General features: G+C 42.8%; 19 protein-coding genes and 3 tRNA genes. 4 read left to right on the top strand and 18 right to left on the bottom strand.

Annotated elements, in window-relative coordinates; genetic code table 11:
• Positions 1 to 200: 200 nt before the first annotated feature.
• From RM544_RS10025 to RM544_RS09985, 9 genes are all read right to left on the bottom strand, one after another.
• Positions 201 to 1334, bottom strand: a complete 1134-nt coding sequence (locus RM544_RS10025; RefSeq protein ID WP_311361648.1) for a sodium ion-translocating decarboxylase subunit beta — start codon at positions 1332 to 1334, stop codon at positions 201 to 203.
• 4 nt (positions 1335 to 1338) lie between these two features.
• Positions 1339 to 3126, bottom strand: coding sequence for a sodium-extruding oxaloacetate decarboxylase subunit alpha (gene oadA, locus RM544_RS10020; protein WP_311361647.1), 1788 nt, complete (start codon positions 3124 to 3126; stop codon positions 1339 to 1341).
• 13 nt (positions 3127 to 3139) lie between these two features.
• The gene (locus tag RM544_RS10015) at positions 3140 to 3400 is read right to left on the bottom strand and encodes an OadG family protein (RefSeq protein WP_311361646.1); all 261 of its coding nucleotides are present in this window, start codon (positions 3398 to 3400) and stop codon (positions 3140 to 3142) included.
• A gap of 286 nt (positions 3401 to 3686) precedes the next feature.
• A tRNA-Arg gene (locus RM544_RS10010) sits at positions 3687 to 3763 on the bottom strand.
• Between the two features lie 23 nt (positions 3764 to 3786).
• Positions 3787 to 3863 (bottom strand) — tRNA-Arg (locus RM544_RS10005).
• A 123-nt stretch (positions 3864 to 3986) separates the two neighbouring features.
• Positions 3987 to 4079 (bottom strand) — tRNA-Ser (locus RM544_RS10000).
• A 196-nt stretch (positions 4080 to 4275) separates the two neighbouring features.
• Positions 4276 to 4470 (bottom strand): carbon storage regulator CsrA, encoded by a 195-nt coding sequence (gene csrA / locus RM544_RS09995; RefSeq protein WP_311361645.1) that lies wholly within the window; start codon positions 4468 to 4470, stop codon positions 4276 to 4278.
• A 239-nt stretch (positions 4471 to 4709) separates the two neighbouring features.
• Positions 4710 to 7301, bottom strand: a complete 2592-nt coding sequence (gene alaS / locus RM544_RS09990) for an alanine--tRNA ligase (RefSeq protein WP_311361644.1) — start codon at positions 7299 to 7301, stop codon at positions 4710 to 4712.
• Positions 7302 to 7403: 102 nt separating this feature from the next.
• Positions 7404 to 7847, bottom strand: a complete 444-nt coding sequence (locus RM544_RS09985) for a regulatory protein RecX (RefSeq protein ID WP_311361643.1) — start codon at positions 7845 to 7847, stop codon at positions 7404 to 7406.
• 35 nt (positions 7848 to 7882) lie between these two features.
• Between RM544_RS09985 and RM544_RS09980 the strand changes: the two genes are divergently transcribed.
• From RM544_RS09980 to RM544_RS09965, 4 genes are all read left to right on the top strand, one after another.
• Positions 7883 to 9043: a GNAT family N-acetyltransferase gene (locus RM544_RS09980; protein ID WP_311361642.1), complete on the top strand. Its 1161-nt coding sequence runs from the start codon at positions 7883 to 7885 to the stop codon at positions 9041 to 9043.
• Positions 9044 to 9172: 129 nt separating this feature from the next.
• The gene (locus RM544_RS09975; RefSeq protein ID WP_311361641.1) at positions 9173 to 11254 is read left to right on the top strand and encodes a M13 family metallopeptidase; all 2082 of its coding nucleotides are present in this window, start codon (positions 9173 to 9175) and stop codon (positions 11252 to 11254) included.
• A 430-nt stretch (positions 11255 to 11684) separates the two neighbouring features.
• Positions 11685 to 14876, top strand: a complete 3192-nt coding sequence (locus RM544_RS09970; protein WP_311361640.1) for a TonB-dependent receptor domain-containing protein — start codon at positions 11685 to 11687, stop codon at positions 14874 to 14876.
• A 72-nt stretch (positions 14877 to 14948) separates the two neighbouring features.
• Positions 14949 to 16904 (top strand): alpha/beta hydrolase family protein, encoded by a 1956-nt coding sequence (locus tag RM544_RS09965; protein ID WP_311361639.1) that lies wholly within the window; start codon positions 14949 to 14951, stop codon positions 16902 to 16904.
• Between the two features lie 76 nt (positions 16905 to 16980).
• Here the strand turns inward: RM544_RS09965 and RM544_RS09960 are convergent, their stop codons facing one another.
• The 9 genes from RM544_RS09960 to RM544_RS09920 form a co-directional block, all read right to left on the bottom strand.
• Entirely contained in the window at positions 16981 to 17613 is a 633-nt protein-coding gene (locus RM544_RS09960) for a DUF938 domain-containing protein (protein WP_311361638.1), read from the bottom strand.
• Between the two features lie 52 nt (positions 17614 to 17665).
• Positions 17666 to 20293 carry a methionine synthase gene (metH, locus tag RM544_RS09955; RefSeq protein WP_311361637.1) on the bottom strand — a complete coding sequence of 876 codons (2628 nt, stop codon included), beginning with the start codon at positions 20291 to 20293 and terminating at the stop codon, positions 17666 to 17668.
• A 37-nt stretch (positions 20294 to 20330) separates the two neighbouring features.
• Entirely contained in the window at positions 20331 to 21383 is a 1053-nt protein-coding gene (locus RM544_RS09950; RefSeq protein ID WP_311361747.1) for a homocysteine S-methyltransferase family protein, read from the bottom strand.
• A 109-nt stretch (positions 21384 to 21492) separates the two neighbouring features.
• Positions 21493 to 22416 carry a homoserine O-succinyltransferase gene (locus RM544_RS09945; RefSeq protein ID WP_311361636.1) on the bottom strand — a complete coding sequence of 308 codons (924 nt, stop codon included), beginning with the start codon at positions 22414 to 22416 and terminating at the stop codon, positions 21493 to 21495.
• A gap of 125 nt (positions 22417 to 22541) precedes the next feature.
• Positions 22542 to 23039: a DUF2802 domain-containing protein gene (locus RM544_RS09940; RefSeq protein WP_311361635.1), complete on the bottom strand. Its 498-nt coding sequence runs from the start codon at positions 23037 to 23039 to the stop codon at positions 22542 to 22544.
• A gap of 164 nt (positions 23040 to 23203) precedes the next feature.
• Positions 23204 to 23695: a chemotaxis protein CheW gene (locus RM544_RS09935; protein ID WP_311361634.1), complete on the bottom strand. Its 492-nt coding sequence runs from the start codon at positions 23693 to 23695 to the stop codon at positions 23204 to 23206.
• Positions 23696 to 23734: 39 nt separating this feature from the next.
• The gene (locus tag RM544_RS09930; RefSeq protein WP_311361633.1) at positions 23735 to 24523 is read right to left on the bottom strand and encodes a chemotaxis protein CheW; all 789 of its coding nucleotides are present in this window, start codon (positions 24521 to 24523) and stop codon (positions 23735 to 23737) included.
• Positions 24513 to 25283: a ParA family protein gene (locus RM544_RS09925; protein ID WP_311361632.1), complete on the bottom strand. Its 771-nt coding sequence runs from the start codon at positions 25281 to 25283 to the stop codon at positions 24513 to 24515. The genes RM544_RS09930 and RM544_RS09925 overlap by 11 nt, the downstream gene beginning before the upstream one ends.
• Positions 25280 to 26389 carry a protein-glutamate methylesterase/protein-glutamine glutaminase gene (locus RM544_RS09920; RefSeq protein WP_311361631.1) on the bottom strand — a complete coding sequence of 370 codons (1110 nt, stop codon included), beginning with the start codon at positions 26387 to 26389 and terminating at the stop codon, positions 25280 to 25282. The genes RM544_RS09925 and RM544_RS09920 overlap by 4 nt, the downstream gene beginning before the upstream one ends.
• Between the last annotated feature and the right edge of the window lie 38 nt (positions 26390 to 26427).

Genomic DNA, 26427 nt, shown 5'->3' with positions numbered 1-26427 from the left:
CTTTGAGGGAGGTAGCAAGAAGCGGACCAGAAATTAAGTGTACATCGACGGCAGATTACACTGTCACATTTACAATAAAATTCAGCGACTTAAGAGGTTAATGAATGAAAAAAAAGCCAAAAAAATAGAAAATATCTATGCATTTGGCTTTCTGTATTGGATGTAAACGGCTTATTTAAAGCCAAAATTTTTCAGCTAATTCAAGGCCCAACCAACGCCAACAAAATCCCCGCAGCAACGGCAGAACCAAGTACACCGGCAACGTTTGGCCCCATGGCATGCATCAGTAAGAAATTATGCGGATTTGCTTCTAAACCTACTTTATTCACTACCCTAGCGGCCATTGGCACCGCTGAGACGCCAGCAGCACCGACGAGCGGATTAATATTGTCTTTGCTGAACTTGTTCATTAGTTTAGCCATTAGCACGCCCGCAGCTGTTCCAATAGAAAATGCAACAGCGCCTAGCGCTAAAATACCCAGTGTTTCATATGTTAAAAACTGATCGGCACTTAGCTTTGAACCAACAGCCAAACCCAAAAAGATCGTAACAATATTAATCAATTCGTTTTGTGCGGTATTGCTTAAACGGTCAACCACACCACACTCTTTTAAAAGATTACCAAAACAGAACATGCCGACTAGGGGCGTTGCTGAAGGCAAGAAAATCAATGTGAGCACTAGCACTGCCAGCGGAAATAGGATTTTTTCTTTTCTTGATACAACCCTTAGCTGAGCCATGCTTAGCTTACGCTCTTCTGGCGTCGTCAAAGCCTTCATTATTGGCGGCTGAATAATCGGCACTAATGCCATATATGAATAAGCAGCAACGGCGATAGCACCAAGTAACTCAGGTGCCAGCTTAGATGCCAAAAATATGGCGGTGGGTCCATCTGCCCCGCCAATAATGGCGATCGCTGATGCATCTTGCAGGGTAAAATCAAAGCCAGGCAAGCCATTCAATAGTATGGCGCCAAATAGAGTAGCGAAAATACCAAATTGAGCGGCAGCTCCCAACAGCAGCATGCGAGGATTAGCAATTAATGCGCTGAAATCAGTCATTGCTCCGACGCCCATGAATATAAGGAGCGGAAAAACGCCTGTATCGACTCCAATATAGTAAATATAATGAAGGATGCCTCCTGCTTCGCTAAAGCCCGCTAAAGGGATATTAGTAAGCAGGGCACCAAAGCCTATAGGTAGCAATAAAAGTGGCTCAAACTTACGTACTATAGCGAGATAGAGTAAACCGAAGCCTACAAGCATCATGACTATTTGACCCACTTCGAAATGGGGTAAAGATGTACTTTCCCAAAGAATTAGAAACTTATCCATGTGCTTACCCAATTACCATCATTGTTTGGCCCGCTTGCACTGCATCACCGTCTTTTACTAAAAGTTGTTGGACAACACCTGAAACAGAGCTTCTGACTTCGGTCTCCATTTTCATTGCTTCCAATATCAAAATCACATCGCCTTCGTTAACTGTGGCGCCTTCCTGCACATTTATTTTGAAGATATTACCAGACAAGGGCGCAGCGACATCAGTGCTTGCACCAGATGGCAATGACTGAGCTTCAGATACTGATGGGCTGGCTGAAGCTGCTGAAGATATATGTTTAACCTCGCCACTCTCAGCCACTTCAACATCATAAACCTTTCCTTCAACGCGAACTTGATACGCTTTTGCATCGCCAGCCAAAGCTTCAACATCTTTCGCTTCCACAACGCTTTTAGTATCTGCCGGAACTGGTTCGAAGGCGCTTGGGTTGTCGCGATTTTCAATAAACTTCAAGCCAATTTGTGGAAATAAAGCATAAGTTAATACATCGTCAACTTTATCTTTTGCTATACGAAGAGACTTTTTCTCAGTAAGTTCATCTAATTCCGCTTCTAACTTTTCAAGTTCAGGTTCAATTACATCCGCTGGGCGACATGTAATAGGTTTACCGCCCTCAAGCACGCGTTCTTGCAATTCTTTGTTGACTGGCGCGGCTGTCGCACCATATTCGCCCTTAAGCACACCTGCCGTCTCTTTGGTGATGCTTTTGTAGCGCTCGCCTGTTAGAACGTTGAGTACGGCTTGGGTGCCAACAATTTGTGAGGTCGGTGTGACTAGAGGAATAAAGCCAAGATCTTCTCTCACTCTTGGAATTTCTAGCAACACCTCATCAAATTTGTCTTCAGCGCCCTGTTCTTTTAACTGACTTTCCATATTTGTCAGCATACCGCCCGGGACCTGAGCAATCAGTATTCTTGCATCAACTCCTTTTAAAGAGCCTTCAAACTGTGCATATTTCTTCCGAACCTCTCGAAAATAAGCAGAGATATCAGCTAAGCCTTCGATATCTAAACCCGTGTCTCTCTCTGTGCCTTCAACGATAGATACCATTGTCTCGGTTGCGGTATGGCCATAAGTCATACTCATTGATGACACCGCGGTATCTAACATATCGATACCTGCATCCACTGCTTTCTGATAAGTCGCCGTGCTTAAACCAGTGGTTGCATGACATTGCATTGCAATCGGCACCTGTACTGTCTCTTTTAAGCCTTTAATCAAAGCCTCGCAATCGTAAGGCTTCAGTAGGCCTGCCATATCTTTGATACAGATAGAGTGCACCCCCATATCCTCTAGCTTTTTAGCCATATCTAGCCAGAGCTGGAGATTGTGAACGGGGCTGACAGTATAAGAAATTGTCCCTTGCGCGTGAGCACCAACCTTTATAGCCGACTTAACCGCAGTTTCAAGGTTGCGCACATCATTCATCGCGTCAAAAATACGAAATACGTCTACACCATTGGTGTGAGCACGTTCTACGAACTTTTCAACAACATCATCCGCATAGTGGCGATAACCTAGTAAATTTTGGCCACGAAGAAGCATTTGTTGTTTTGTTTTAGGCATCGCCTTTTTTAAAGCACGGATACGCTCCCAAGGATCTTCACCCAAGTAGCGAATACAAGCATCAAATGTTGCACCACCCCAGGACTCAACTGACCAATAACCAACGTTATCTAGTTTCTCAGCGATGGGTAGCATATCCTCTAAACGCATTCTGGTGGCGAGTAAAGATTGATGCGCGTCACGAAGGACCAGTTCTGTAATACCGAGTGAATTGGACATATGGCGTTCCTTGTTATTTTGAAGTCGTGTGTCTGTGTGTATGAACGGCAGCGGTAATAGCAGCTGCAATTTCAGGACTGACTGTCGATGATGCTTTCTTATTATTATTCTGTGTTTGTTGCGGTCTTATATCGGGTGTTTGCTCTGGTGATGGAAATGTTCGGCAAAACCAAGCAATAGCATGAATACCAACAATCAACAGAGTTAAAAATGTAAATACAACAGACATACCAACCCCGAGCAAAATGCCGGCTTCCGTTAACTGTTCAACCATCACTATTCCTTTTTTAAGTGCGCTTTCAAAAACTGGCTAGGATAAATAGCATGGAGAGCCTGAAAATACAATCGAAAACCTGATGTAGGTTGCATAAGATTACGATAATTATGCATTATTGATGATGTATGTTCTATTTTTATGCATTTTTTACGAATTTTTAACAAGAAGCCTGCTTTTTTAGAAAAGCTAAAGCATTTCAAGAATCGTCATAGAAAGACTTTTTCAAAAGCAAAAAAAATGCCCCACACTTTGTGCAGGGCATTTACTTGCCTTTCGGCTAACATGGCGCGCATGGAAGGATTCGAACCTCCGACCGCCTGGTTCGTAGCCAGGTACTCTATCCAGCTGAGCTACATGCGCGTAAACTCATATTCTTACATGTATGGCGCGCATGGAAGGATTCGAACCTCCGACCGCCTGGTTCGTAGCCAGGTACTCTATCCAGCTGAGCTACATGCGCGTAGTGAAACAATCGTTTCGTCTCATTTTGATAAAAACGGTTAAGTCTTTATCAATCTTTCCAAGCTTTAAATTTCGTTAAAAGTTCAACGTTATCTATCGCTTCATTCTACCATGTTTTAAATGGCGGAGAGAGAGGGATTCGAACCCTCGATAGGGCTATAAACCCTATACTCCCTTAGCAGGGGAGCGCCTTCAGCCACTCGGCCACCTCTCCTAAATGTGGGGCGGAAGTTTACTGAATCGATAGTATAAGTCAATGCTTTTTTGGCAACTAATTTACTATTACTATTCGTTTGTCAGTTTTTTGACCAATTGGCCGTTTTTTTCTTCCGACAAAAAGTAAAAAACTCAGAATGACCTGAGTTTTCTATCCTTACTATTGCTAGTAAGAAAATGAAAATACACGAATATTAAGAGTTACCTGGCGCAGCCTGATTTCCCTTTTCCGCTTGTATTCTCATATAAATCTCTTCCCTATGAACTGAAACTTCCTTTGGTGCATTGACACCAATTCTAACTTGATTTCCTTTGACGCCTAAAACGGTAACAGTGACGTTATCACCCACCATTAAAGTTTCCCCTACGCGTCTAGTCAAGATAAGCATGTTGTAGCTCCTTTTAGTTATGGTCCAATCAATGTACCTGCCTCACACATGTCTACACCACTGAGTCAGTAGTCGGATACAAGACTTGTACGACATTGGCCATCGTTGAGTTGTAAATATACGTTAAAAACTCGATTTTAGCCAAGAGAAATCTATTTTTTTTTGCTCAAGAAATCTACAAACATCCTGCAGCTGCAATTTATCTCGCTCATTTCTCTCACATTTTTAAGCTGCAATTTTTACATGCTATTTTCGAGCCAAATTTTCACTGAATCTAAAGCTTCTTGTAAGTTTTCTGGTTGTGAGCCTCCGGCCTGAGCCATATCAGGTCGACCACCACCTTTGCCACCAACTTGAGCAGCCATATGATTCACAAGTTCTCCAGCTTTAAAACGAGACACCAAGTCTTTTGTAACGCCAGTTATCAAGCTGACTTTGCCGTCATTTGCTATACCTAATGCAACCACACCTGACTGCATTTGATTTTTGAGGTCATCTACCATCCCGCGCAACGCTTTGGCTTCGACACCCTCTAGTCTGGCGACTAACAGTTTTACGCCATTCACGTCCTGAACATTAGAAATCAAATCTTTACTTTTTTGACCCGCCATCGAGTCTTTAAACTGAGCTATTTCTTTTTCAAGCACTTTTATATGTTGTAAGGCTGCTGATACTTTTTCTGCAGCAGAGGCTTTATCGGCTTTAACTAAACTAGCAATCTTAAATAATTTGTCGGACTCATCGCTAACGAAGTCTTGTGCACTCTGTCCTGTCGTCGCCTCAATTCGTCTTACACCTGCAGCTATACCTCCTTCAGAGGTAATTTTGAACAAACCAATGTCGCCTGTGCGGCTCACGTGCGTGCCTCCACACAATTCAGTAGAAAACGGCCCCATTTGCACCACTCTCACCTTTTCATCGTACTTCTCTCCGAATAAAGCCATTGCGCCGGACGCTTTCGCTTCATCTAAGTCCATCAGCTTGGTGCTTAATTGATTATTCAAACGAATTTCAGCATTTACTAGATCTTCCACGTTCTTTAACTGTTTAGCGCTAATTGATTCGAAGTGTGAAAAGTCAAAGCGTAGTTTTTCTGCATCGACCAATGAACCCTTTTGAGTGACGTGGTCCCCGAGTTCTTGGCGTAAGGCAGCGTGCAATAAATGAGTAGCACTGTGATTCCCTTTGATGCGGTCACGACGAGCACGATCGACGCTCAAATCTACTTTGTCACCCACTTTCACTTCACCATCAATGGTCACACGATGGCCAAAAGCATTTCCTACTTTGACGGTATCAGTCACTTTTATTTGAGCATTCGCCGCAGTCATGTGACCCGTGTCGCCGACCTGACCACCTGATTCTGCGTAAAATGGGGTTGAATCGAGAACCAACATGGCATCTCCACTACCTGATGCCACCTGCTGATTATCAATAATGATATCAACCACTGTGGCTGTACCGCTAAGTTCAGTGTACCCGGTAAAATCAGTAGTATGCTCTAAACTCAAGACATTGGCATAGTCAGCGCCGAACTTGCTAGCGGACTGCGATAAGGCTTTTTGTCCGGCCATCGCTTTTTCAAAACCCGCTTCATCAATGGTAAAGCCCTGCTCACGCGCAACATCTGCGGTAAGGTCAGCAGGAAAGCCATAAGTATCATATAGTTTGAAAACAACATCTCCAGGCACTTGCTTCTCACTTAATTCAGCGAGCGCCTCATTTAAAATAACCATACCGCGGGACAATGTTTTCGAGAACTGCTCTTCCTCGACTTTCAATACCTTTTCAACGACGGCTTGTTGTTGCGCAAGCTCTGGGTATGCTTCTCCCATTTCGCTCACTAATGTTGCGACTAACTTGTAGAAGAAAATGTCGTCTGCACCCATCTTGTAACCATGACGCACTGCACGACGAATGATGCGTCGCAACACGTAACCACGTCCTTCATTTGATGGCATTACACCATCACAAATCAGGAAACTACAAGAGCGAATATGATCCGCAATCACTCGCAGCGATTTGTTCTCTAAATCTTCGGTCCCCACAATTTTTGCTGCAGACTTAATCAGGCTTTGGAATAAATCAATCTCATAGTTACTGTGCACATTTTGCAGAATCGCAGAAATACGCTCCAAACCCATGCCAGTATCGATAGACGGCTTAGGCAACGGTAACATGTCACCGTTAGCTTGGCGGTTAAACTGCATGAATACCAAATTCCAGATTTCAATGAATCGGTCTCCATCTTCTTCCGGCGTGCCTGGGCGTCCGCCCCAAATGTGCTCTCCATGATCATAGAAAATCTCTGAACAGGGTCCACATGGCCCGGTATCACCCATTGACCAAAAGTTGTCAGATGTTGCGATTCGAATAATCCTGTCAGCTGGTATGCCGATTTTCTTTTCCCAAATATCAAACGCTTCGTCGTCTTCATGATAAATAGTGACTAATAGCTTTTCTTTGGGTAAGCCAAGTTCTTCTGTTAAGAAATTCCATGCAAAACTAATCGCTTGTTCCTTAAAGTAGTCTCCAAAGCTAAAATTACCGAGCATTTCAAAAAATGTATGATGACGCGCGGTGTACCCGACATTCTCGAGATCATTATGTTTACCGCCGGCTCTAACGCAACGTTGCGACGAGACTGCTCTGGTATAGTTTCGCTGTTCAGCACCTAGAAATACGTCTTTAAACTGGTTCATACCCGCATTCGTAAACAACAAAGTAGGATCGTCATGCGGAACCAAGGATGAACTAGAAACGATTTGGTGCTTGTGTTGTTGAAAATATTGCAGGAAAGTGCGTCGAATATCAGCGGTAGAGCGTGTCATTAATGTTCCTAATGCGGTCAGAGGATTACAAATTATTTATCATTCGATAAGCGTTGTTTAATTATACCGAAAGATATCATGTAAGCACTTGCTTTGTTAAGCCTATTCAAAGGCGTAGTTTATTTGGTCTTGATAAAATCCGCGATATTGCAAAAATCGCATCTGTTTTTGTTTCGCTTGCCAATCTTCTGGCGCTTCTTCGCCATACTTTTTAACTTTGACAGCACGAGCAAGTTCAAACCAGTCAAAATCGTCACTCGCAATGAGCGTCGCGACAAGTGAATACTCAATATCATGTTCTGCCAGACTTCGCTCGATAAATGAAGGCCCTTTTCCTTTGCGGTATGCTCCTCTTACAACTGCTTCGGCATAACGTAAGTCGCTCTGAATGTCTTTCGCGCTAAACTGTGCCAATACCTCCTCAATCAATGCTTTATCATCAACGGATTCCAGCAGTTTTTTGCGCAACTCGTGTAGACTTTGTTCTCGTCTAGCGAGCAATCGAGTCACTTTGTGGCGAATGATCTTTGTTGGCGAATCTGTCATAGTTATCAACATTACCTTCTTTATTTATCGATCTCATGGATTTATCGTGGAAATTTATCGTCAGCGTTGATGATATAGCGCCAGCGCTTTGGCAACAACTTATCGATGACAAACCTGACTTTTGTACACCATTTTTGAGCCTTCATTTTCTGAAGGGTTTGGAACAAAGCAAATGCGTTGGACAAGGCACGGGATGGATCAGTCAACACATCGCTGTTTTCGAGAAAGAAAAGCTGCTAGCTTTCTTACCCTGTTATTTGAAAACTCACTCCTATGGTGAGTATGTATTTGACCATGCGTGGGCAAATGCCTATCAACACCATCAAATACCGTATTATCCCAAACTTGTTTGCTGTATACCATTTACCCCTGTCACTGGTAGCAGACTGCTTTTACGTCAAGACACTAACATTAAGTCTGATGAAATCTATGCGTTCATTGGCAAGCACGTTGAAGATATCGTACAACAAGCAACTGCCTCTTCATTTCATACTTTGTTTTTACCAGAAAAAGATAGTAAACAACTCGAGCCTTTCGGCATCATGCCTCGCATTAGTGTGCAATTTGTTTGGCAGAACAATGCTTACAGAGACTTTGACGACTTTTTAGATGAAATGACATCACGGAAACGTCGTTCAATTAAAAAAGAAAGAGCAAAACTCCAACAAGACAACTTAGAAATTAAGCAACTTTGTGGTGAAGACATTACAGAAAGTGTACTCGACGATTTTTATTTATGCTATCAACAAACTTACCTCAAAAGAAGTGGACACACCGGCTATTTGAATCGTGAATTTTTCACTTATCTGCAAAAGCATATGCGCCAAAGCCTCATGATCGTCATGGCTTTTGAAGACGACAACTGTATTGCATCTGCTTTGTTTTTTTATAACGAACAACTCTTATGTGGTCGCTACTGGGGCGCATTAAAGGAATTGTCTGGTTTACACTTTGAATGCTGTTACTACCAAGGTATTGAGTTTTGTATTCAAAATAAGATACAGACGTTTAATCCTGGTACACAAGGGGAACATAAAATACTTCGGGGTTTCAGGCCAAGTTATTGCTACTCAAATCACTACTTACAACATCCAGACTTTCGGTCTGCTGTAGCTGATTTTCTCGAAAGAGAAACACTCGGTGTACAACAGTATAAACACCAAGCTGATAGTGTATTGCCATTTAAACAGGACTAAAGCTTTTACTTGGAATGAAAATGTTCTAATAATATACGCAATAAATTAGCCAATACGAAAAAGACATATTCGTTCGTATCGGTCACGCTTTTTAGAAAACAAATAAAAATAAAACGACATAGGAAAAACATGAAGAAGTCTTTAATCACATTAGCAGTCACCAGCGCTTTGTTTATCAGTGCATGTGCTCAAACTGAAAAAGCAAGCGAGAAAACGGTTAACGATAAGCTTGAGCAAGCCATCGCAAAAGGTCAACCAGAACTAGGTAGCTTCGGTATACAACTCGACGCAAGAAACCTAGACGTGAAGCCTGGGGATGATTTCTTCATGTACGCGAGTGGCACATGGTATGACAATTTCGAAATGCCTTCCGATAAGACCCGTTACGGTGCATTTAGTGTATTGGCTGATCGCAGTGAAGAGCGTGTTAAACAAATTATCGATGACATTAGCAAAGCCAATGAATTAAACGCCGAAGAGCAACTCATTGCAGACTTTTATAATGCATACATGGATGTTGACGCAATCAATGCGAAAGGCTTAACACCCATTCAACCTCTATTAGACGATATCAATAATATTGATAGTGTAATTGATCTCACATCTGTATTTGGTAACGCATGGCTAAGTGGCTCTATCAGTCCAATTGGCGGTGGTCTTGGTTTCAATCGTCTTGATCCAAATGAATACCAAATGTCAATTGGCGTAGGCGGTTTAGGCCTACCCGATAGAAGCTACTACTTAACAGACACAGAACGGTTTCAAAAAATCCTTGCCGCTTACAAAGACAATATCGTTAAAACCCTAGCACTTTTAGATATCGAAGATGCAGAAAGCAAAGCTGAACAAATTATCGCGCTTGAAACCAAAATTGCTGAGGCGCAATGGCCAAGAGAAAAACGCAGAAATAGAGATCTCACACTGAATCAAATTAGTCGAGCAGAGCTGTTGAAAGAATACCCGGGCTTTGATTGGGATACCTTTTTTGCATCATCTGGCTACAAAGTACCTGCGCTGAATGTGACACAACCCGAGCCAGTCAAAGATATGATCACCTTGATCAACGAACAAGACTTAGCGGTATGGAAGGACTACCTGACATACCACGCTATCAGTCGAAACGCAGGCATGCTGCCTGAAGATATCTATGCGCTGAATTTTTCATTTTATGGAACAGTGCTTAGCGGCCAACAAGAGCCTCGCCCTCGCTGGAAAAGAGCGATATCTCAAATGTCAGGCACGTCTTCATTGGGTTTCGCGATTGGTAAAGTGTATGTTGATAAGTACTTCCCAGAAAGTTCTAAAGAAAAAATGGCTGTATTGGTTGAAAACTTACGCAAAGCGCTTGGCGAACGTATTGATGGCTTAGACTGGATGGGTGAAGAAACGAAGGTCAACGCAAAATTAAAGCTCATGGCATTCAGACCCAAAATTGGTTACCCCGATGAGTGGCAGTCCTTCGAAGGTCTATCACTATCAAATAATGACCTTTTAGGTAATGTAAAAAGTTTACGTCGCTTCTTCCAAGCTCAGAGTGTGGAGCGTGAAATGCAAAAGACCGATAGAGAGCGTTGGGGCATGGCACCGCAACGAGTGAATGCATATTACAACAGTTCTTTTAATGAAATCGTATTCCCTGCTGCTATTTTACAAGCACCATTCTTTGATCCTAATGCAGATGATGCCGTGAACTATGGAGCGATTGGCGCAGTTATTGGGCATGAAATGGGTCATGGTTTTGATGATCAAGGATCTAAATCTGACGCAAATGGGATCCAGACAAACTGGTGGACCGAAGAAGATCGCGCTGCGTTTGAGAAAAAAGCCGATATGCTAGCCGAGCAATATAGTCAGTATGAACCGATCGAGGGTAACTTTGTAAATGGCCGAAATAGCCTTGGTGAGAACATTGGTGATGTGGGCGGCCTAGCAATGGCTTATCATGCTTATCAGCTTTCGTTGAATGGAAAAGAAGCGCCCATCATTGATGGCCTGACTGGTGACCAACGTTTCTTCTTAGCGTGGGCGCAAGTGTGGCGTGAGAAGCGAACGGAGCAAAGTATGCTTAATCAACTTCGCGCAGGTACACATGCGCCAGGACGTTATAGAGCTCAAGCGCCACGTAATCACGATGCATGGTATGAAGCATTCGATGTGCAACCGGGGGACGCTTTGTACCTTGCGCCAGAGGACCGAGTCAAAATTTGGTAATAATTCATTACTGAAGTCAAAAAAAGGCGAAATGTTGTCAAAAATTTCGCCTTTTTTATAAATTTTTCTTTTTTTTTGAACTATTTTGTAAACATTTCAACCCAGAGAACAAAAGAGTAAGCCATTGTTTTTTATTAGATTTTCAGAAACCATACATAATTGTAGAAAAAAATACGTAAAATCGTTCAAAAAAGAGCCTACTTTGATGACGTAAGATGTTTGACTGTTTCTAGTACATTGATTAAATTAGGTTGTGCAGAAAAAAGCAACTGGCTAATCTATTGGTTTTGTTCAACAGTAAAGTGGTCAAAACCACTGCGTTGTAATAATTGACCAGCCGACATAATAAAAAGTTGCACATTTTGACCAAAAATATTTTTTGGATAAAACAATAATACTAATCGCTATAAAGCGGTAACAGGGAAACAATATGAATCAAAGCAACGATACTAAGTTGCATAAAGTATCAATGGCGGTGTTAGTCGCCCTTGGATGCTTAGCAGCGCCCAACCTATACGCACAGGAAACAGACGACCTTCTTGAAGAAGAAGAGGAAGAAGTTGCTGAAGTCGTAGAAAGAATTTCAGTCACCGGTTCACGTATTAAAAGAGATGAATTTTCAAATGCATCACCTATCCAAGTGGTTAGTGGTGAGATCTCACGTGAATTAGGTTTGTTTGACGCGACAGAAATGCTGCAAACAACCTCACAAGTATCTGGTCTTCAAATCGATAACACCTTTGGTGGTTTCGTACTTGATAATGGTCCAGGTGCGTCAACTATCGGTTTTCGTGGTCTAGGTGCTGACCGTACTCTAGTATTGATCAACGGTCGCCGTATGGCTCCTGCTGGTGTTGGTGGCGCGCCATCTTCTCCAGATTTGAACCTTATTCCATCAGTTATCATTGACCGTATCGAAAACTTGTTCGATGGCGCGTCAACAGTTTATGGTTCAGACGCAATCGCTGGTGTTGCGAACGTTATTTTACGTTCAAACGTTGAAGGCTTTGACTTCCAAGGTAGCTTCTCAAATCCACAAGCCTCTGGCGGTGAAGAAACTACTTTCTCCGCAATGTACGGCGCGTCTGGCGACAACTACTCATTCAACGTTGCTGCTGAATATTTCGAGCGTAAAACACAAACTTACGCAGACAGTGCTTTCGCTAGCGACTGTAACGAATATTACCACGAAGGTAATGACGGCAACATCTACACGCAGTACAGAGGTATTGGTCCAAACATCAATCCACCACAAAACTGTAAGTTAAGTTCACTCATTAACCGTGTATCTTTAGGTTTCTTTGGTTCGGTTTATTACACTGAAGGTTTCACTAACATCGGTATTCCTAACTTCTCTGACTCAGGTAGTAGTTTAGGTAACGTTCCATTCATCAATGGCTTGTTTGCTGCTGATACGAATGGCGACGGTATCCCTGACGCAGGTATTTATGATGGCGACGGTGACGGCCTCCGTGATGTCGATTTCCAAGACCCATTCTACAACGCAAGTGCGTCTGACTATGTTAACCAATCAGATTGGTTAAGCCCAAACAAACGTTTCAGTTTGTTTGCTAATGGTGATTACTTGTTTAATGACGAAAATGACACTCGTTTCTACTATGAAGCCTTATATGCACAGCGTGCATCTGATGTTTTCAATAACGGTGCTCAATTCTTCCAAGGTATTATCCCTGCAGATCACCCACTAAATATTTGTGGTACTGACCCAATCAATGGTAACAACTGTTACGCTACTACCGGCTTAGACGCTTTCTTTGGTGACACTAGACTTGATATTCAACCGATTATCAGTGTTAGAGGCGACAGAGAAAACAGTGAAGTTGATGTGAGTCAATTCCGCTTAGCTGCTGGCTTGAATGGTAACATTGGTCTTCTAGACGGCTTCGGTGAAGGCAACTGGACTTATGAGGTATCTGCAACTCACAGTGCTTCAGACGGTAAAAACACCATCTCTGGTATTAGCCAAGCACGTATTGATCAATCATTGAATAACGCGGTGCGTAACGCTGACGGTTCAATTACTTGTGGTACTGATTGTGTGGTTGTTGATTTATTATCTCCTACACTATATCAACTTGGCGCTGGTGATTTCGCAACTCAGGCAGAACGCGACTTCTTATTCATTGACAGAATCATTGAAACTGAAGTTAAACAAACTGTATTTGGTGGTTTCATAACAGGTGATTTATTTAACTTACCTTGGAATGACCAAACTGTTCCATTAGTTGTTGGTGCTGAATGGCGTAAAGATGAGATCATCACTGACGCTAATGATGTAGCAGCTGACGGCTTACTAGCAGGTTTCTTCTCAGATCAAGGCGCAGATGGTTCTCGTATTATTCGTGAAGTATTCTTCGAAACTGAATTCCCACTTCTACGTGGTCAGGAATATGCTGAAGAATTGACTGTTACTGCCGCTGGTCGTATTACAGAAGAAAGTTTCTACAGTGCTGAACAGATTTGGAGCTTAAAAGGTATCTACCGTCCAAACGAATGGTTAACTATTCGTGGTACTCGTGGTACATCATATCGTGCACCTAACCTTCGTGAGCGTTTCTTGAATGGTACATCTGGTTTCGGCACAGTATTTGATCCATGTGTAGTCCCAGAGGCAGCTCGTGTTGGTAACATCACAGACCCTTCAGCTGGCAACACTTATGACGCTGCTTTAGATACTCGTGAAACACGTGTATTAGACGCTTGTCGTGCAAATAACCTTGACCCAACCTCTCTCGGTATTAACGTGCTAGGTTCAGGTAGTGGTTACCAATCTGAAATCACCACTGGTGGTACTCAGAACCTTAATCCAGAAACGTCAACATCTACCACTTACGGTTTCGTTATCGAACAGCCGTTCACAGATGCGTTTGACTTAACACTATCTGTAACCCGATATGACATTGATATCGAAAACGGTGTTGCTGAACCTTCTGCTAGCTTCGTTGCTGCTCAATGTTATGACAATATCGATCAGCCAAATGGTGACAGTGGTTTCTGTGCGTTCCTAGAGCGTGGCGATGATGGTTTGATTGACAACGTAGATTCACGTTTCATCAATATCGGCCTAGAAGGCTCTGAAGGTACTGACTATAACATTTTCTATAATCAAGCATTTGTTGTTGGTGACCAAGAACTAGACGTGACTTTAGACATTATCGGTACGAAGTTGAAGTCTGCTGAATTCCAAATCTTCGAAACGTTCGATGATAACAAAGGTGAACCTGCTTTCCCTGAATGGAGAGGTAGTGCTCGATTGTCACTTGCATATAGTGACTTTAGATTTAACTGGTTTACACGTTACATAGATGCGGGTCAAGCAGATGAGCCACCCACATTTGAAGACGATAATCCACCTTGTAATGGTATCGCAAACGTATCATGTCGTGCGGTTTACTACACTGACAACTACACAGTTCACAATGCTTCTTTGAGCTACTCAATGGACGATTTGACTGTAACTGTAGGTGTACAAAACGTATTCAATGATGCTCCACCTAAAGTGGATACTGCTGGTGTATTTGCTACCAGAAACATCCCTCTTGGTGTAGGCTATGATACGCTTGGTCGTACAGGTTATATCAGCTTTGGTTACACTTTCTAATAAGATAGTTTATTAGCGAACAAAGGACTCTTGGACTACCAGTCCAAGGGTCTTTTTTTTTAGAGGATGATTATGATGTTAAATAAAAAGCTTCTTGTATCTACTGCCCTTTCGCTATTCGCGATGTCACTAAATACTAGTGTGCAAGCACAAGAAAAAGAATCAACTGAGTCTGTTCGAATGCCAATTGAGGCTTTCGCAATAGAACCGGCAATGAAAACAGTTAATTTAAGCCCGAATGGCAAAAAAATTGGTTATTTGCGCGCTATGTCTAAGCGTGGTGACTACATCTTAGAAGTAAGACCAACGAGCAACTTGGGTGCAGAGCCCGTTGTCTTTGGTGCTGACAGAATGGAAATGACCAGCTTCTTTTGGCTAAACGACGAACAAATCATGGTAAGTTTTCGCCAAAATATACAAGATGGGAATCGCAACTATTGGGTAAGTAAACGTGCCATAGTTAACTCCGATGGCACAGGTAAGTGGGAAGTTCCTTTCGCTAAAGAGAACTTTACCAATTATGGAATTGTTCGCATTGATAGAAGCGATCCTGAACATATTTATTTGAGCTATGACATCAACGGTGACCGCTTTCCTGATGTTATTCGCTACAATATCAATTCTGGTCGTACTAATACTATTTTGCGCGGTAATGAAAAAGTCAGCGGTGGTTTCATTGCAGACTACGATAATGAAGTCAGAGCTGGTGAGGGATATGATCCTTCCACTTCCTCAATCGTGCTTTATGCAAGAGCGAAGGGCTCCACTGAGTGGCAAGAAATTCACAAAAACAGTCCTGAAAGCCGTGAGATTTTTGATTTCTTATATTTCAATAAAGAAAATCCTAACGAAATATATGTAAGAGCCACCTTAGGCAATAACACAGCTGGCATATATACTTACAACATCGAGACAAAAACATTTTCAGAGCGCTTATTCGGCCTTGAGTCGGTAGATGCAAGTGATGTCATTATTAGTACTAAGTTAGCAAATACTGGTGAATTACTCGGTTTCTCCTACACGGCGAAGCATCCGAAGCGTTACTTCATCAACCCAGATGAAGATGCTTTGCATAAGTCTGTTCAAGCTATCTTTCCGAAGAAGTTTGTTAGCTTAGCGAGTCGTTCTGAAGATGACAGTATGATTATTGTCCGCACCTCGGGTGATAAAGATCCGGGTACTTACTATTTGCTTAAAGATAAGCAAGAGTTAGTATTTATTGGTGACACCGCACCACTTATTGATAACGAAAAACTAGCAAAAGTACGTTACGTAAAATACAAGGCTAGAGATGGACTCGTTATTCCTGCTTATGTGACGATTCCACATGGTAAAGGCCCTTTCCCAACTGTTGTAATGCCTCATGGCGGCCCGTGGGCACGCGATGTGAACGTATATGATGAATGGTCACAATTGATTGCTAATGCTGGTTACTTAGTTATTCAGCCACAGTTCCGTGGGTCGCAAGGTTTTGGACTTGAACTTTGGAAAGCTGGCGACGAGCAATGGGGCCTCAAGATGCAAGATGATCTTGATGATGCTGCTATGTACCTAGTGAAAAAAGGGCTAGCTGATGAAGAGCGTTTAGCGATGTTTGGTTGGAGCTACGGGGGCTATGCCGCTTTTGTTGCCTCTATGCGTGACAACAACATCTACAAATGCTCTGTTGCTGGCGCTGGTGTAGGTGATTTAGATCGAGTACTTTCAAGCATTAATGGTTCTCGTTACCTTAGAACCTTTCAAGCACCAACAATTAAAGGAGTTGACCCTATCGACAACGTGAAGAATGTCAACATCCCTATTTATGTGGTTCATGGTGACATCGACCAGCGTGTGCCTATCAAGCACAGTCGCACGTTCATAGATGCGCTTAAGAGCCACACGACTAATTTCAAATATACAGAGTTGGAAGGTGCAGATCACTTCTCAGACACACTATATTACGAGCACAAAATGCAGTTTTATGGTGAGTTAATTGATTGGTTTGATAACAAATGTTTTAACGGCGGCGTTATCGCTGCTAATTAAACCTGTTAGCGAATATCAATCTTGACCATATGGTCATGATTAGCAAAGCCCCGGCAATTACGATTGTTGGGGTTTTTTATTTTACCTTGCGCTTACGCCAAACCAATAGCAGGTTGTTCGCAGGCATCTGAATAGTATCAATTAAGCGTAAACCTTGAGCCCAGGATGCAAGTTCTTCAATATCACGATATCCCCCGCGCCCACTAGCAAGCAACTTATAATGGAAATCCTCATTGCTTTGACTCGTAAAGTGACCATCAACCTTAAATGGCCCATATTGACAAAATACGCCATTTTCAGGTAAATGTTTATCTATCGATTGCATTAAAGCCTTTATTTCATGCTCAAGCATGATGTGAGCTGTATTTGCGGTAAATACCCCATCGAATACATCGGCGTCGGTTCTTGTCGAATCTAAAGGTGTGTGGGTATACCATTCGTCTCTTGCTAACTTGAGCGCAAAAGGTCGTCTTAAGTTTTTACTCGGAAACTCATCAATCCAGAGGTTGATTCCTTGATGATAATCCTCGACATCTGAACAGTGCCAGGTGAGGTGAGGTAAATTTGCCGCAAAATGCACAGCATGCTGACCAGTGCCGCTGCCGACTTCAAGAGCATGCTTCACAGATGCAAATTCTTTCTCAAGCACAGTCAAGATCGCTTGCTTATTATTTTCGCAAGCTTGGCTATAAGGCTTTTCTTCATTCATTGCTTACATCTCTTCGGTATTTAAACTGTCTGTTCAAGGTTAGAGAAACAAGCTAGTCATTTAAGTTAGGCAACAACCACTTCTCTGCTTCTTCAATGGTCCAAGACTTACGTTGTGCATAATCTTTTAATTGATCTTGTTGAATTTTGGCTACCGCAAAATAACGTGACTCCGGGTGAGCAAAATACCAACCCGATACTGCCGCACCTGGCCACATAGCATAGCTTGAGGTGAGCTCCATACCGATAGTGTCCTCAACATCGAGTAAATCCCAAATCAATTGCTTTTCTGTATGTTCTGGGCAAGCAGCATAGCCCGGTGCTGGTCTAATACCTTGATATTTCTCGGCGATCAAAGACACATTATCGAGCTTTTCATCTGGCGCATAAGCCCATAGCTCTTTCCTAACAATTAAATGAAGATACTCTGCAAATGCCTCGGCAAGACGGTCAGCCACCGCTTTACTCATGATTGAGTTATAATCATCGCCGTCTGCTTCATAAGCCTTGGCAATCTCATCTTCACCTATACCCGCGGTTACGGCAAATGCGCCCACATAATCTTGACGCCCCTCACTTTCAGGCATAATAAAATCACTCAAGCAATAATTAGGGCCTTTCGGTTTATGCGTTTGTTGACGAAGGTGATGCGAAACGCCTAGGACCTTGTTGGCCTGAATGGGATCGAATATTTTAATATCTTCACCGACAGCGTTTGCAGGGAAAATACCGACTCGTCCCAACGCTTTCAATTGTTTTGTTTTACAAAGCTCATCAAGCATGTCATTTGCATCTTTGAACAATGACTGAGCTTCTTCTCCGACGACTTCATCATTGAGTATCCGCGGATATTTACCGGCTAAAGACCAGGTTAAAAAGAATGGTGTCCAATCTATGTAATCGCGAAGGGTTGATAGCGCCACTTCAATTGTTTTTACACCTAAGAACTTAGGCACCGCAGGCTCGAAGTTAGCCCAATCACAATGAAATTTATTCGTTTTTGCATCAACAAAGTGAATGGCTTTTGTACGCGGTGTTTTCTTCGCATGTTGAATCCGTACCTTTTCGTACTCCGCAGAAATTTGCTTCGCATACTCTGCCCTAGCTTCTTTTGATATCAGCTTCTGACAAACACCTACGGCTCTGCTTGCGTTAGGCACATAAACGACGGGGTGGTCATAGTTTTGTTCAATTTTAACCGCAGTATGAGCTTTAGAGGTCGTGGCACCGCCAATTAACAGGGGCAAATCCATTTTTAGTCGTTGCATTTCTTTTGCAACTTGTACCATTTCATCCAACGAAGGCGTTATCAAACCAGATAAGCCAATCATATCTGCACCTTCATCCTTGGCCACCTGAAGAATTTTTGCAGCAGGCACCATGACGCCTAGATCAATCACCTCAAAGTTATTGCACTGTAATACAACACCAACAATATTCTTGCCGATATCGTGCACATCGCCTTTTACCGTCGCCATAATGATTTTGCCGTTGGAGCTTTTCACGCCATCTTTTTCGGCTTCAATGAATGGCTGTAGATGAGCAACAGCCTTTTTCATTACGCGGGCAGATTTAACCACTTGAGGCAAAAACATTTTTCCTTCGCCAAAAAGATCACCAACGACATTCATACCGTCCATTAAAGGCCCCTCAATGACCTGTAGAGGGCGTTCGGCGTTCAACCTAGCCTCTTCAGTATCGTCAATGATGTAATCGGTGATACCCTTTACGAGGGCGTGTTCGAGTCGCTTATTGACACTTTGCTCTCGCCAGCTTAAATCTTCTTTCGCCGCTACTTTTCCGCCCCCCTGATACTTGGGCGCTAATTCGAGTAGCTTGTCGGTTGCATCTGGGTTGCGATTAAGAATGACATCTTCAACGGCTTCTCTGAGTTCCATGGGAATTTCATCATAGACTTCTAGCTGACCAGCGTTGACGATACCCATATCCATACCTGCGCGGATCGCATAGTATAAAAATACGCTGTGCATTGCCTCGCGAACAGGATTATTCCCTCGAAACGAAAAAGAGATATTCGATAGGCCACCTGACACATGGCAATGAGGTAGGTGCTGCCTAATTTGGCGTGTGGCTTCGATGAAGTCGACAGCATAGTTGTTATGCTCTTCTATTCCGGTTGCTACTGCAAATATATTGGGGTCAAAAATGATATCTTCTGGTGGGAACCCAATTTTATTCACCAATAGCTCGTAACTACGCTTACATATTTCAAATTTACGCTGTTGCGTATCAGCTTGCCCTACTTCATCAAACGCCATTACCACAGTGGCGGCACCATATCGCTTAATTTTTTTAGCCTGTTCGAGAAATGGAGCCTCACCTTCCTTTAGGCTAATAGAGTTAACAATGGCCTTGCCTTGCACACATTTTAAACCCGCTTCAATAATGGACCATTTCGATGAGTCGATCATAATCGGTACTCTGGAAATATCGGGCTCGGAAGCGATCAAATTAAGAAAGCGCACCATCGCAGCTTCTGAATCCAACATGGCTTCATCCATATTGATATCAATGATCTGTGCTCCATTTTCAACTTGCTGTCGCGCTACATCTAACGCAGTCTCGAAGTCGTCCTCTAGTATCAAACGCTTGAACATGGCGGAGCCGGTAACATTTGTTCGTTCACCGACATTTATAAAGCTTGAAAAATCTGCGCTCACTGTTTTTCCTAATAACTATGGTAAAAGTAGATAAAATTTAATGAACGAAGGGCTCTAAGCCCGATAGTCTCATTTTTACTTCAATCTCAGGGAGAGTACGTGCTTGTAACCCATCAACTGCCTTAGCAACTTGCTTGATATGTGCTGGCGTGCTTCCGCAGCAGCCACCCAGAATATTCACTAGACCAGATTCAGCCCACTCCTGGAGGTGTTCTGCTAACTCGTCAGCCTCCATATCATATTCTCCAAATTCGTTCGGCAATCCTGCGTTAGGGTGAGCAGACACTCTGCACTCCGCCACCCGAGATATTTCCGCTACATATTGTCTGAGTAAATCGGGACCCAATGCACAATTCAAACCGATGGAGAATGGATTGACGTGGCGCATGCTGTAATAGAATGCTTCAGAAGTTTGTCCTGATAAAGTGCGTCCAGATGCATCAGTTATGGTGCCGGAAATCATAATAGGCAAACTGATACCTAAGGCTTCGAATACTTCTTCAACGGCAAACACGGCAGCTTTCGCGTTTAAGGTATCGAATATAGTTTCAACTAGGATCAAATCTACCTTGCCCTCAATTAACGCCAGTGTTGACTCCCGATACGCCGCCACAAGTTCGTCAAAGTGCACATTACGCTTTCCCGGATCGTTGACATCAGGTGAAATAGAGGCCGTTCTGCTTGTTGGACCAATCACACCAGCAACGAAACGCGGTTTCTCTGGCGTTTTTTCCGTAAACTCATCGGCAGCTTCTCTGGCAAGTTTTGCTGCTTGTAAATTAATATCTCGAGATAGCTCTTGCATATCGTAATCAGCCATGGAGATAGTGGTTGCATTAAAGGTGTTCGTTTCAATTATGTCTGCACCTGCAGCTAGGTATTCTAAATGAATTTGTTTAATGATCCCCGCTTGAGTAATCGCTAACAGGTCATTATTACCTTTGACATCACAATGCCAATTTGCATATTGAGAACCACGATAATCAGCTTCGTCTAGTTGATGTTTTTGAATCATCGTGCCCATCGCACCATCAAGAATCAAAATGCGTTTTTTTGCAGCCTCTTCTAACGCATCAGTTTGTCTCGCTATGCGTGCTTTGTGCTCTTTAGATAATCTTATTTCAGTTTGAAAACTTTCAGTCACGTTTTTTCTCGAAGTAAAGGTGATAAACAATATGTCGTAATAACCAAACTCTCGCTTACTTTCTGCGTAATTGAGTCAGGTCAAAAGGTGTATTCTGATAAACGTAATAATTCAACCAATTCGTTAGCAACAGACTACCATGAGACTTCCATCTGACTAAAGGAGCTTGGTTCGGATCGTCATTGGCAAAGTAGTTTTCGGGAACTTGTGGCGAAAGCTCCGCTTCAAGGTCTCGCTCATACTCTTGCGCTAAGGTAAGGGGATCGTATTCGGGATGGCCCGTCACAAACACTAAGCGCTTGTCATCAGTCGCAGAGATATATGTGCCGGCAGCATCTGATTGAGCCAATACCGTTAGTCCCTCAATGCTTTTGTAGTCAGCCTCTGCAACTTCGCCTACTCGACTGTGGGGTGCCCAAAACAGCGGATCAAAGCCGCGCATTAGCTCATCCTTCGCTTGTTCAACTTTATGCTCAAATACACCAGACAGTTTGTACTCTCGTATTTTCCTGTCTACCCCGTAAAAATGATAAAGCGCCGCATGAGCCGCCCAGCAAAGAAATAACGTAGACTGCACATTGTCTCTAGCCCAGTCTAGTAGCTCTGTCATCTTGTCCCAGTATTTAACATCCTCGTAATCTAATAAGCCTAGAGGTGCACCTGTCACAATCCAACCGTCGTAATTTTTGTCGGATACTTCACTAAATTCATGATAAAACGCATCCATATGCGATTTTGGCGTATTTTTTGGAGTGGTCTCATCAATGCGGATCAAGTCCACATTGATTTGTATCGGTGTATTAGATAGAAGGCGAAGGATTTGAATTTCGGTCTCGATCTTATTCGGCATTAAATTCAAAATTCCAACTTCAAGTGGCCTTATATTTTGGCTACCTGCACGACGACTATCCATCGCGAAAATATTCTCTTGAAGCAGAACATCGAGCGCTGGTAGGTCGGATGGAATATTAATGGGCATTCAGACCACCTATTTAGTCGTATAGAAAAGTAAAAGTTATGCCTCCATTCTGGCAATAATTACCCAAATGTCAACTTCTTTACGTCTAGACGTCCAAATTAGGTTTTCTATTGTGACAATTTGATTTATTTTCGCGCCTTTTCTTGAATACCCATCATGACTTCTACTTCTGCTCGCGGCAAATCACATGCTTCCATTACCTCAGCGACACTGGCTCCAGAGCGCACTAAACTCTGTGCTTTGGTATAGATTTTAGCTGTTGGCTCTTGCTCAACTAACTCCTGATATTGCGCAGAAAGTTTGTCTATTTGAACTTGCAAGTCTGCTATCGACTGGCTTATTTGTATAATATCTTGTTCTTTGGCGATATCACTTTGGCTGGTATTTTTGGTCACGTGATCAGCTTCTTGCAATTCAACGCTCAGTTTATTCTCTAATTCCGCAATGTTAGCTTTATTTGTTTCAATAATTTTATGCAAGCTGTTGAGCAGTTCAAGTGTGATATTTAATCGCTTATTCGTTTTGCTGCTAGCTTGTATTGCTATAATAGCGATACTTAGCGCGATAACGGCGACGATCAAACTCACCATTGTAGTCATTGATATTGGTTCAAGGGTTTCCATACTACCTCGCTGCGAGACTCGTTATAAATTGAATGAAACCAGTATATTCTTATTTTTGAGTAGGATACAAACTCAATGGCAACTATTTTATGCTACACACAAAACAAAAAGGCCACTATAGAAGTGGCCTCTCTTGACTGTAAAGCGTTTAGTCATGTAAACGCTTAAATGCCGCCTAACTCATCCCACTCATCATCGCTGAGTAGCTTGTTCAAGTCGACTAATATTAATAGCTGTCCGCCACGGTTGCTAACCCCTTGAATGAACTTAGCACTTTCTTCCGTACCAACGTTTGGCGCACTATCAATTTCAGATGAGCGTAAATAAACCACTTCGGCAACGCTATCAACTAATATGCCCACAACTTGCTCATCAGATTCAATGATCACGATCCGCGTATTATCAGTAATGTCTGTAGGGGGTAAACCGAACCGTGAACGAGTATCGATAACGGTAACAACATTACCACGTAGGTTAATAATCCCTAACACATAGTCGGGTGCTCCCGGCACCGGTGCGATCTCGGTATAACGCAAGACTTCTTGAACTTGCATAACGTTGATACCGTAAGTTTCCTCATCCAAACGATAAGTTACCCATTGCAAGACCTCATCATTAGGGTCGCTCGCGGCAATCGTTGTTCTTTCTTCGCTCATGTAATTTACTCCGTCGCACAACTAAGTTGCTGTTAGGCCTTACTGTTTGTTACTTAGCCCAGATTGTAACATTTGGACTAGCTCAGCAACATTAATTAAAGCACACATTTTCTCTTTTACCATACCAGCCAACCAAGGACGCTTCCCGGTATTCGCTCGCCATTTTACATCTGATTTATTTAACTCGACGGTATTAACCAGCTTTTCACAGGCTAATCCCCAAGGCGTTTTACCTAAATTTATCACAAAACGATAATCTAAGTTGTCGGCCATTTCTGGGCTATACTTTTCAGGCATTACCCACAACGCTGAATTCACAACATTGTACTTATCTTGATTCTTAATCATCACGCCCATAAACCAATTTGGCTTACCAATAATTGGCGCAATCTTCTTAATTTCGTGTATACCGCCGAGTTCAATAAGAGGCACAGCTAAAGTTAAACCAGCCACCTCAAAAAACAAGGCTTGAAATCGCTCATCTAAGACATCTTTTAAACTTGCCGATGCCTCAACATGTACTTCACTACTCTCTATGTCGACCTCTTCGAACTTTTCTTTATGTTCACTTAGCATTAAATCGACATTTTTCTCTCTCAGTACAAGCTCTTCAGCGGTTTCTTGAGCGAGCTCAACGGCTGAATCACTAACAGAGTCAACATTTTCCTCAGCTGTTTTCAGCTCATTCACTAAAGATGAGGCAGCCTGCTCAAGCAATTTCTTCGCCACTGCGGTATCAGCATCGTCTGTTTCTGCAGGCTCGGTCAGCAGGTCAGTCAGGTAATCCTCGACCACGCTTTCTTTGGCAAATTCGTTCTTATCCTTCACGAGCTATGTCCTTCAAAAACTTTTGATAGGCAAACACACCTCTACATTTTGGTGCGAATACCGAAGCAGGCATTCTTGCCTGACTAGCATCTCTAAATCGGGTATCTACTGGCACAAAACCTCGCCATAAATATTCTGGATAATCTTCTTTTAAACGATTATAAGCTTGAATAGTGGCATTGACTCGCCGGTCAAACATAGTCGCAATGATATTTACGGGCACATCGCTTGGCATTGTCTTACTCATAATCTTTAATGTGCGCATCATTCTATCTAGGCCTTTCAAGGCAAGGTGCTCGGTCTGAACCGGCACAATAATGCGTGAACTGCAGGCTAAAGCATTCACCATTGAAACACCCAATATTGGCGGGCAATCTATCAACACATAATCAAAATCAGCATCAATGGAGTGCAAGGCTTTCTTCAAAATAAGTCCCTTGCCGCTTTCCATGCCCATTTTACGATCAAGCGTCGCTAAAGCCATTGTCGCAGGAAGAACGTGTAGACCGTCGACTTGAGTTTTGCATAAAGCAGCAATCAGCGCATCACCTTTATAATGAACGGGCTGTGCAAACACATCATAAATACTTGTATTCAACGTTTCAGAATCAATGCCAAAATAATAACTCAAAGATGCATGAGGGTCTGTATCAACCAGAAGTACCCTGTGCCCCTGCTGAGCCAACAAGCCTCCAAGGGTCACTGCGGTAGTTGTTTTGCCTACACCACCTTTCTGATTTGCGACGGTCCAAATATTCAAGCTTTCATCATCTCTGTAATTATATGTTCTGCGATTTTGTCGATAGGTATGACTCTATCACAGTCACCTGATTCAGCGACGGCTTTCGGCATTCCGTATATGACGCTACTATCTTCGTCTTGCGCCCAAATAGTACCACCTTTACTCTTCAAGAGTTTACACCCTAAAGCACCATCTGTGCCCATGCCGGTGAGCACCACTGAAAGTACATCACCGCCGAACGCATCTTTTACAGAATCCAAGGTAAAGTCGATGCTGGGATGAAAATGAATTTTCTGTTCTCGGGGCGCATCACAAATATTAATTTTTGCAAACATCCCTCTGCCAGTCACTTTCAATTGTTTTCCGCCGACAGCTAAATACGCGGTTCCCTTATTAATACGCTCATTGTCTTGTGCCAGCTTCACATTGATTTTCGCGTGCTTGTCTAATCTTTCTGCGAAAGCTTTGGTAAAGGTATTGGGCATATGCTGAATAATAAGGATCGGATGCGGAAAGTTCTCAGGTAGGCCAGATATGACTTTTTGCAAAGCCACTGGACCACCTGTGCTTGCGCCCAGCACCAATAATTTGTATGTTTTGTTGCTTGCTTGGCTCGGGCTTGAATGAGGACTAAGCTTTAAGCTTTGACCAGTAATGACGCTACGTTGTGAGGCTCTCTCTCTAGGAGACAAGCCGATAGGTCGACTCGGCCGAATGCTTTTTATCGGTGTACGAGCAATGGCTTTAACGCGTTGCTGAAGTAAGCGGATCGCTTGGGGACGTTCACGACTGATATCATCAAATTTCTTTGGGAGGAAGTCGATTGCGCCGGCTTCAAGTGCGTCTAAGGTCTCTTTGGCACCTGCAGTCGTAAGAGAAGAAAACATAAGTATTGGCGTAGGAATTTTTTGCATGATCTGTGCGACTGCAGAAATGCCATCTAATACAGGCATTTCTACATCCATTGTGATCACATCTGGCTTTAACGCTAGGGCTTTATTTAGCGCATCTTCACCATTCACTGCATAACCAATAACGTCAATGCTGGGATCTTGTTCTAGAAACGAGCTTAAACGTCTACGATAAAACGCAGAATCGTCTACTATCAGCACTCGATATGGCATTTTTGAGTTTTATCCTACTGCTCTTGTAATCAGACTTG

The sequence above is a fragment of the Brumicola blandensis genome (assembly GCF_031846165.1).
In the GTDB taxonomy this organism is placed as follows: Bacteria; Pseudomonadota; Gammaproteobacteria; order Enterobacterales; family Alteromonadaceae; genus Glaciecola; species Glaciecola blandensis.
The sequence above is the reverse complement of the archived record's forward strand: the minus strand, read 5'-3'. Positions and strand labels throughout refer to the sequence as shown.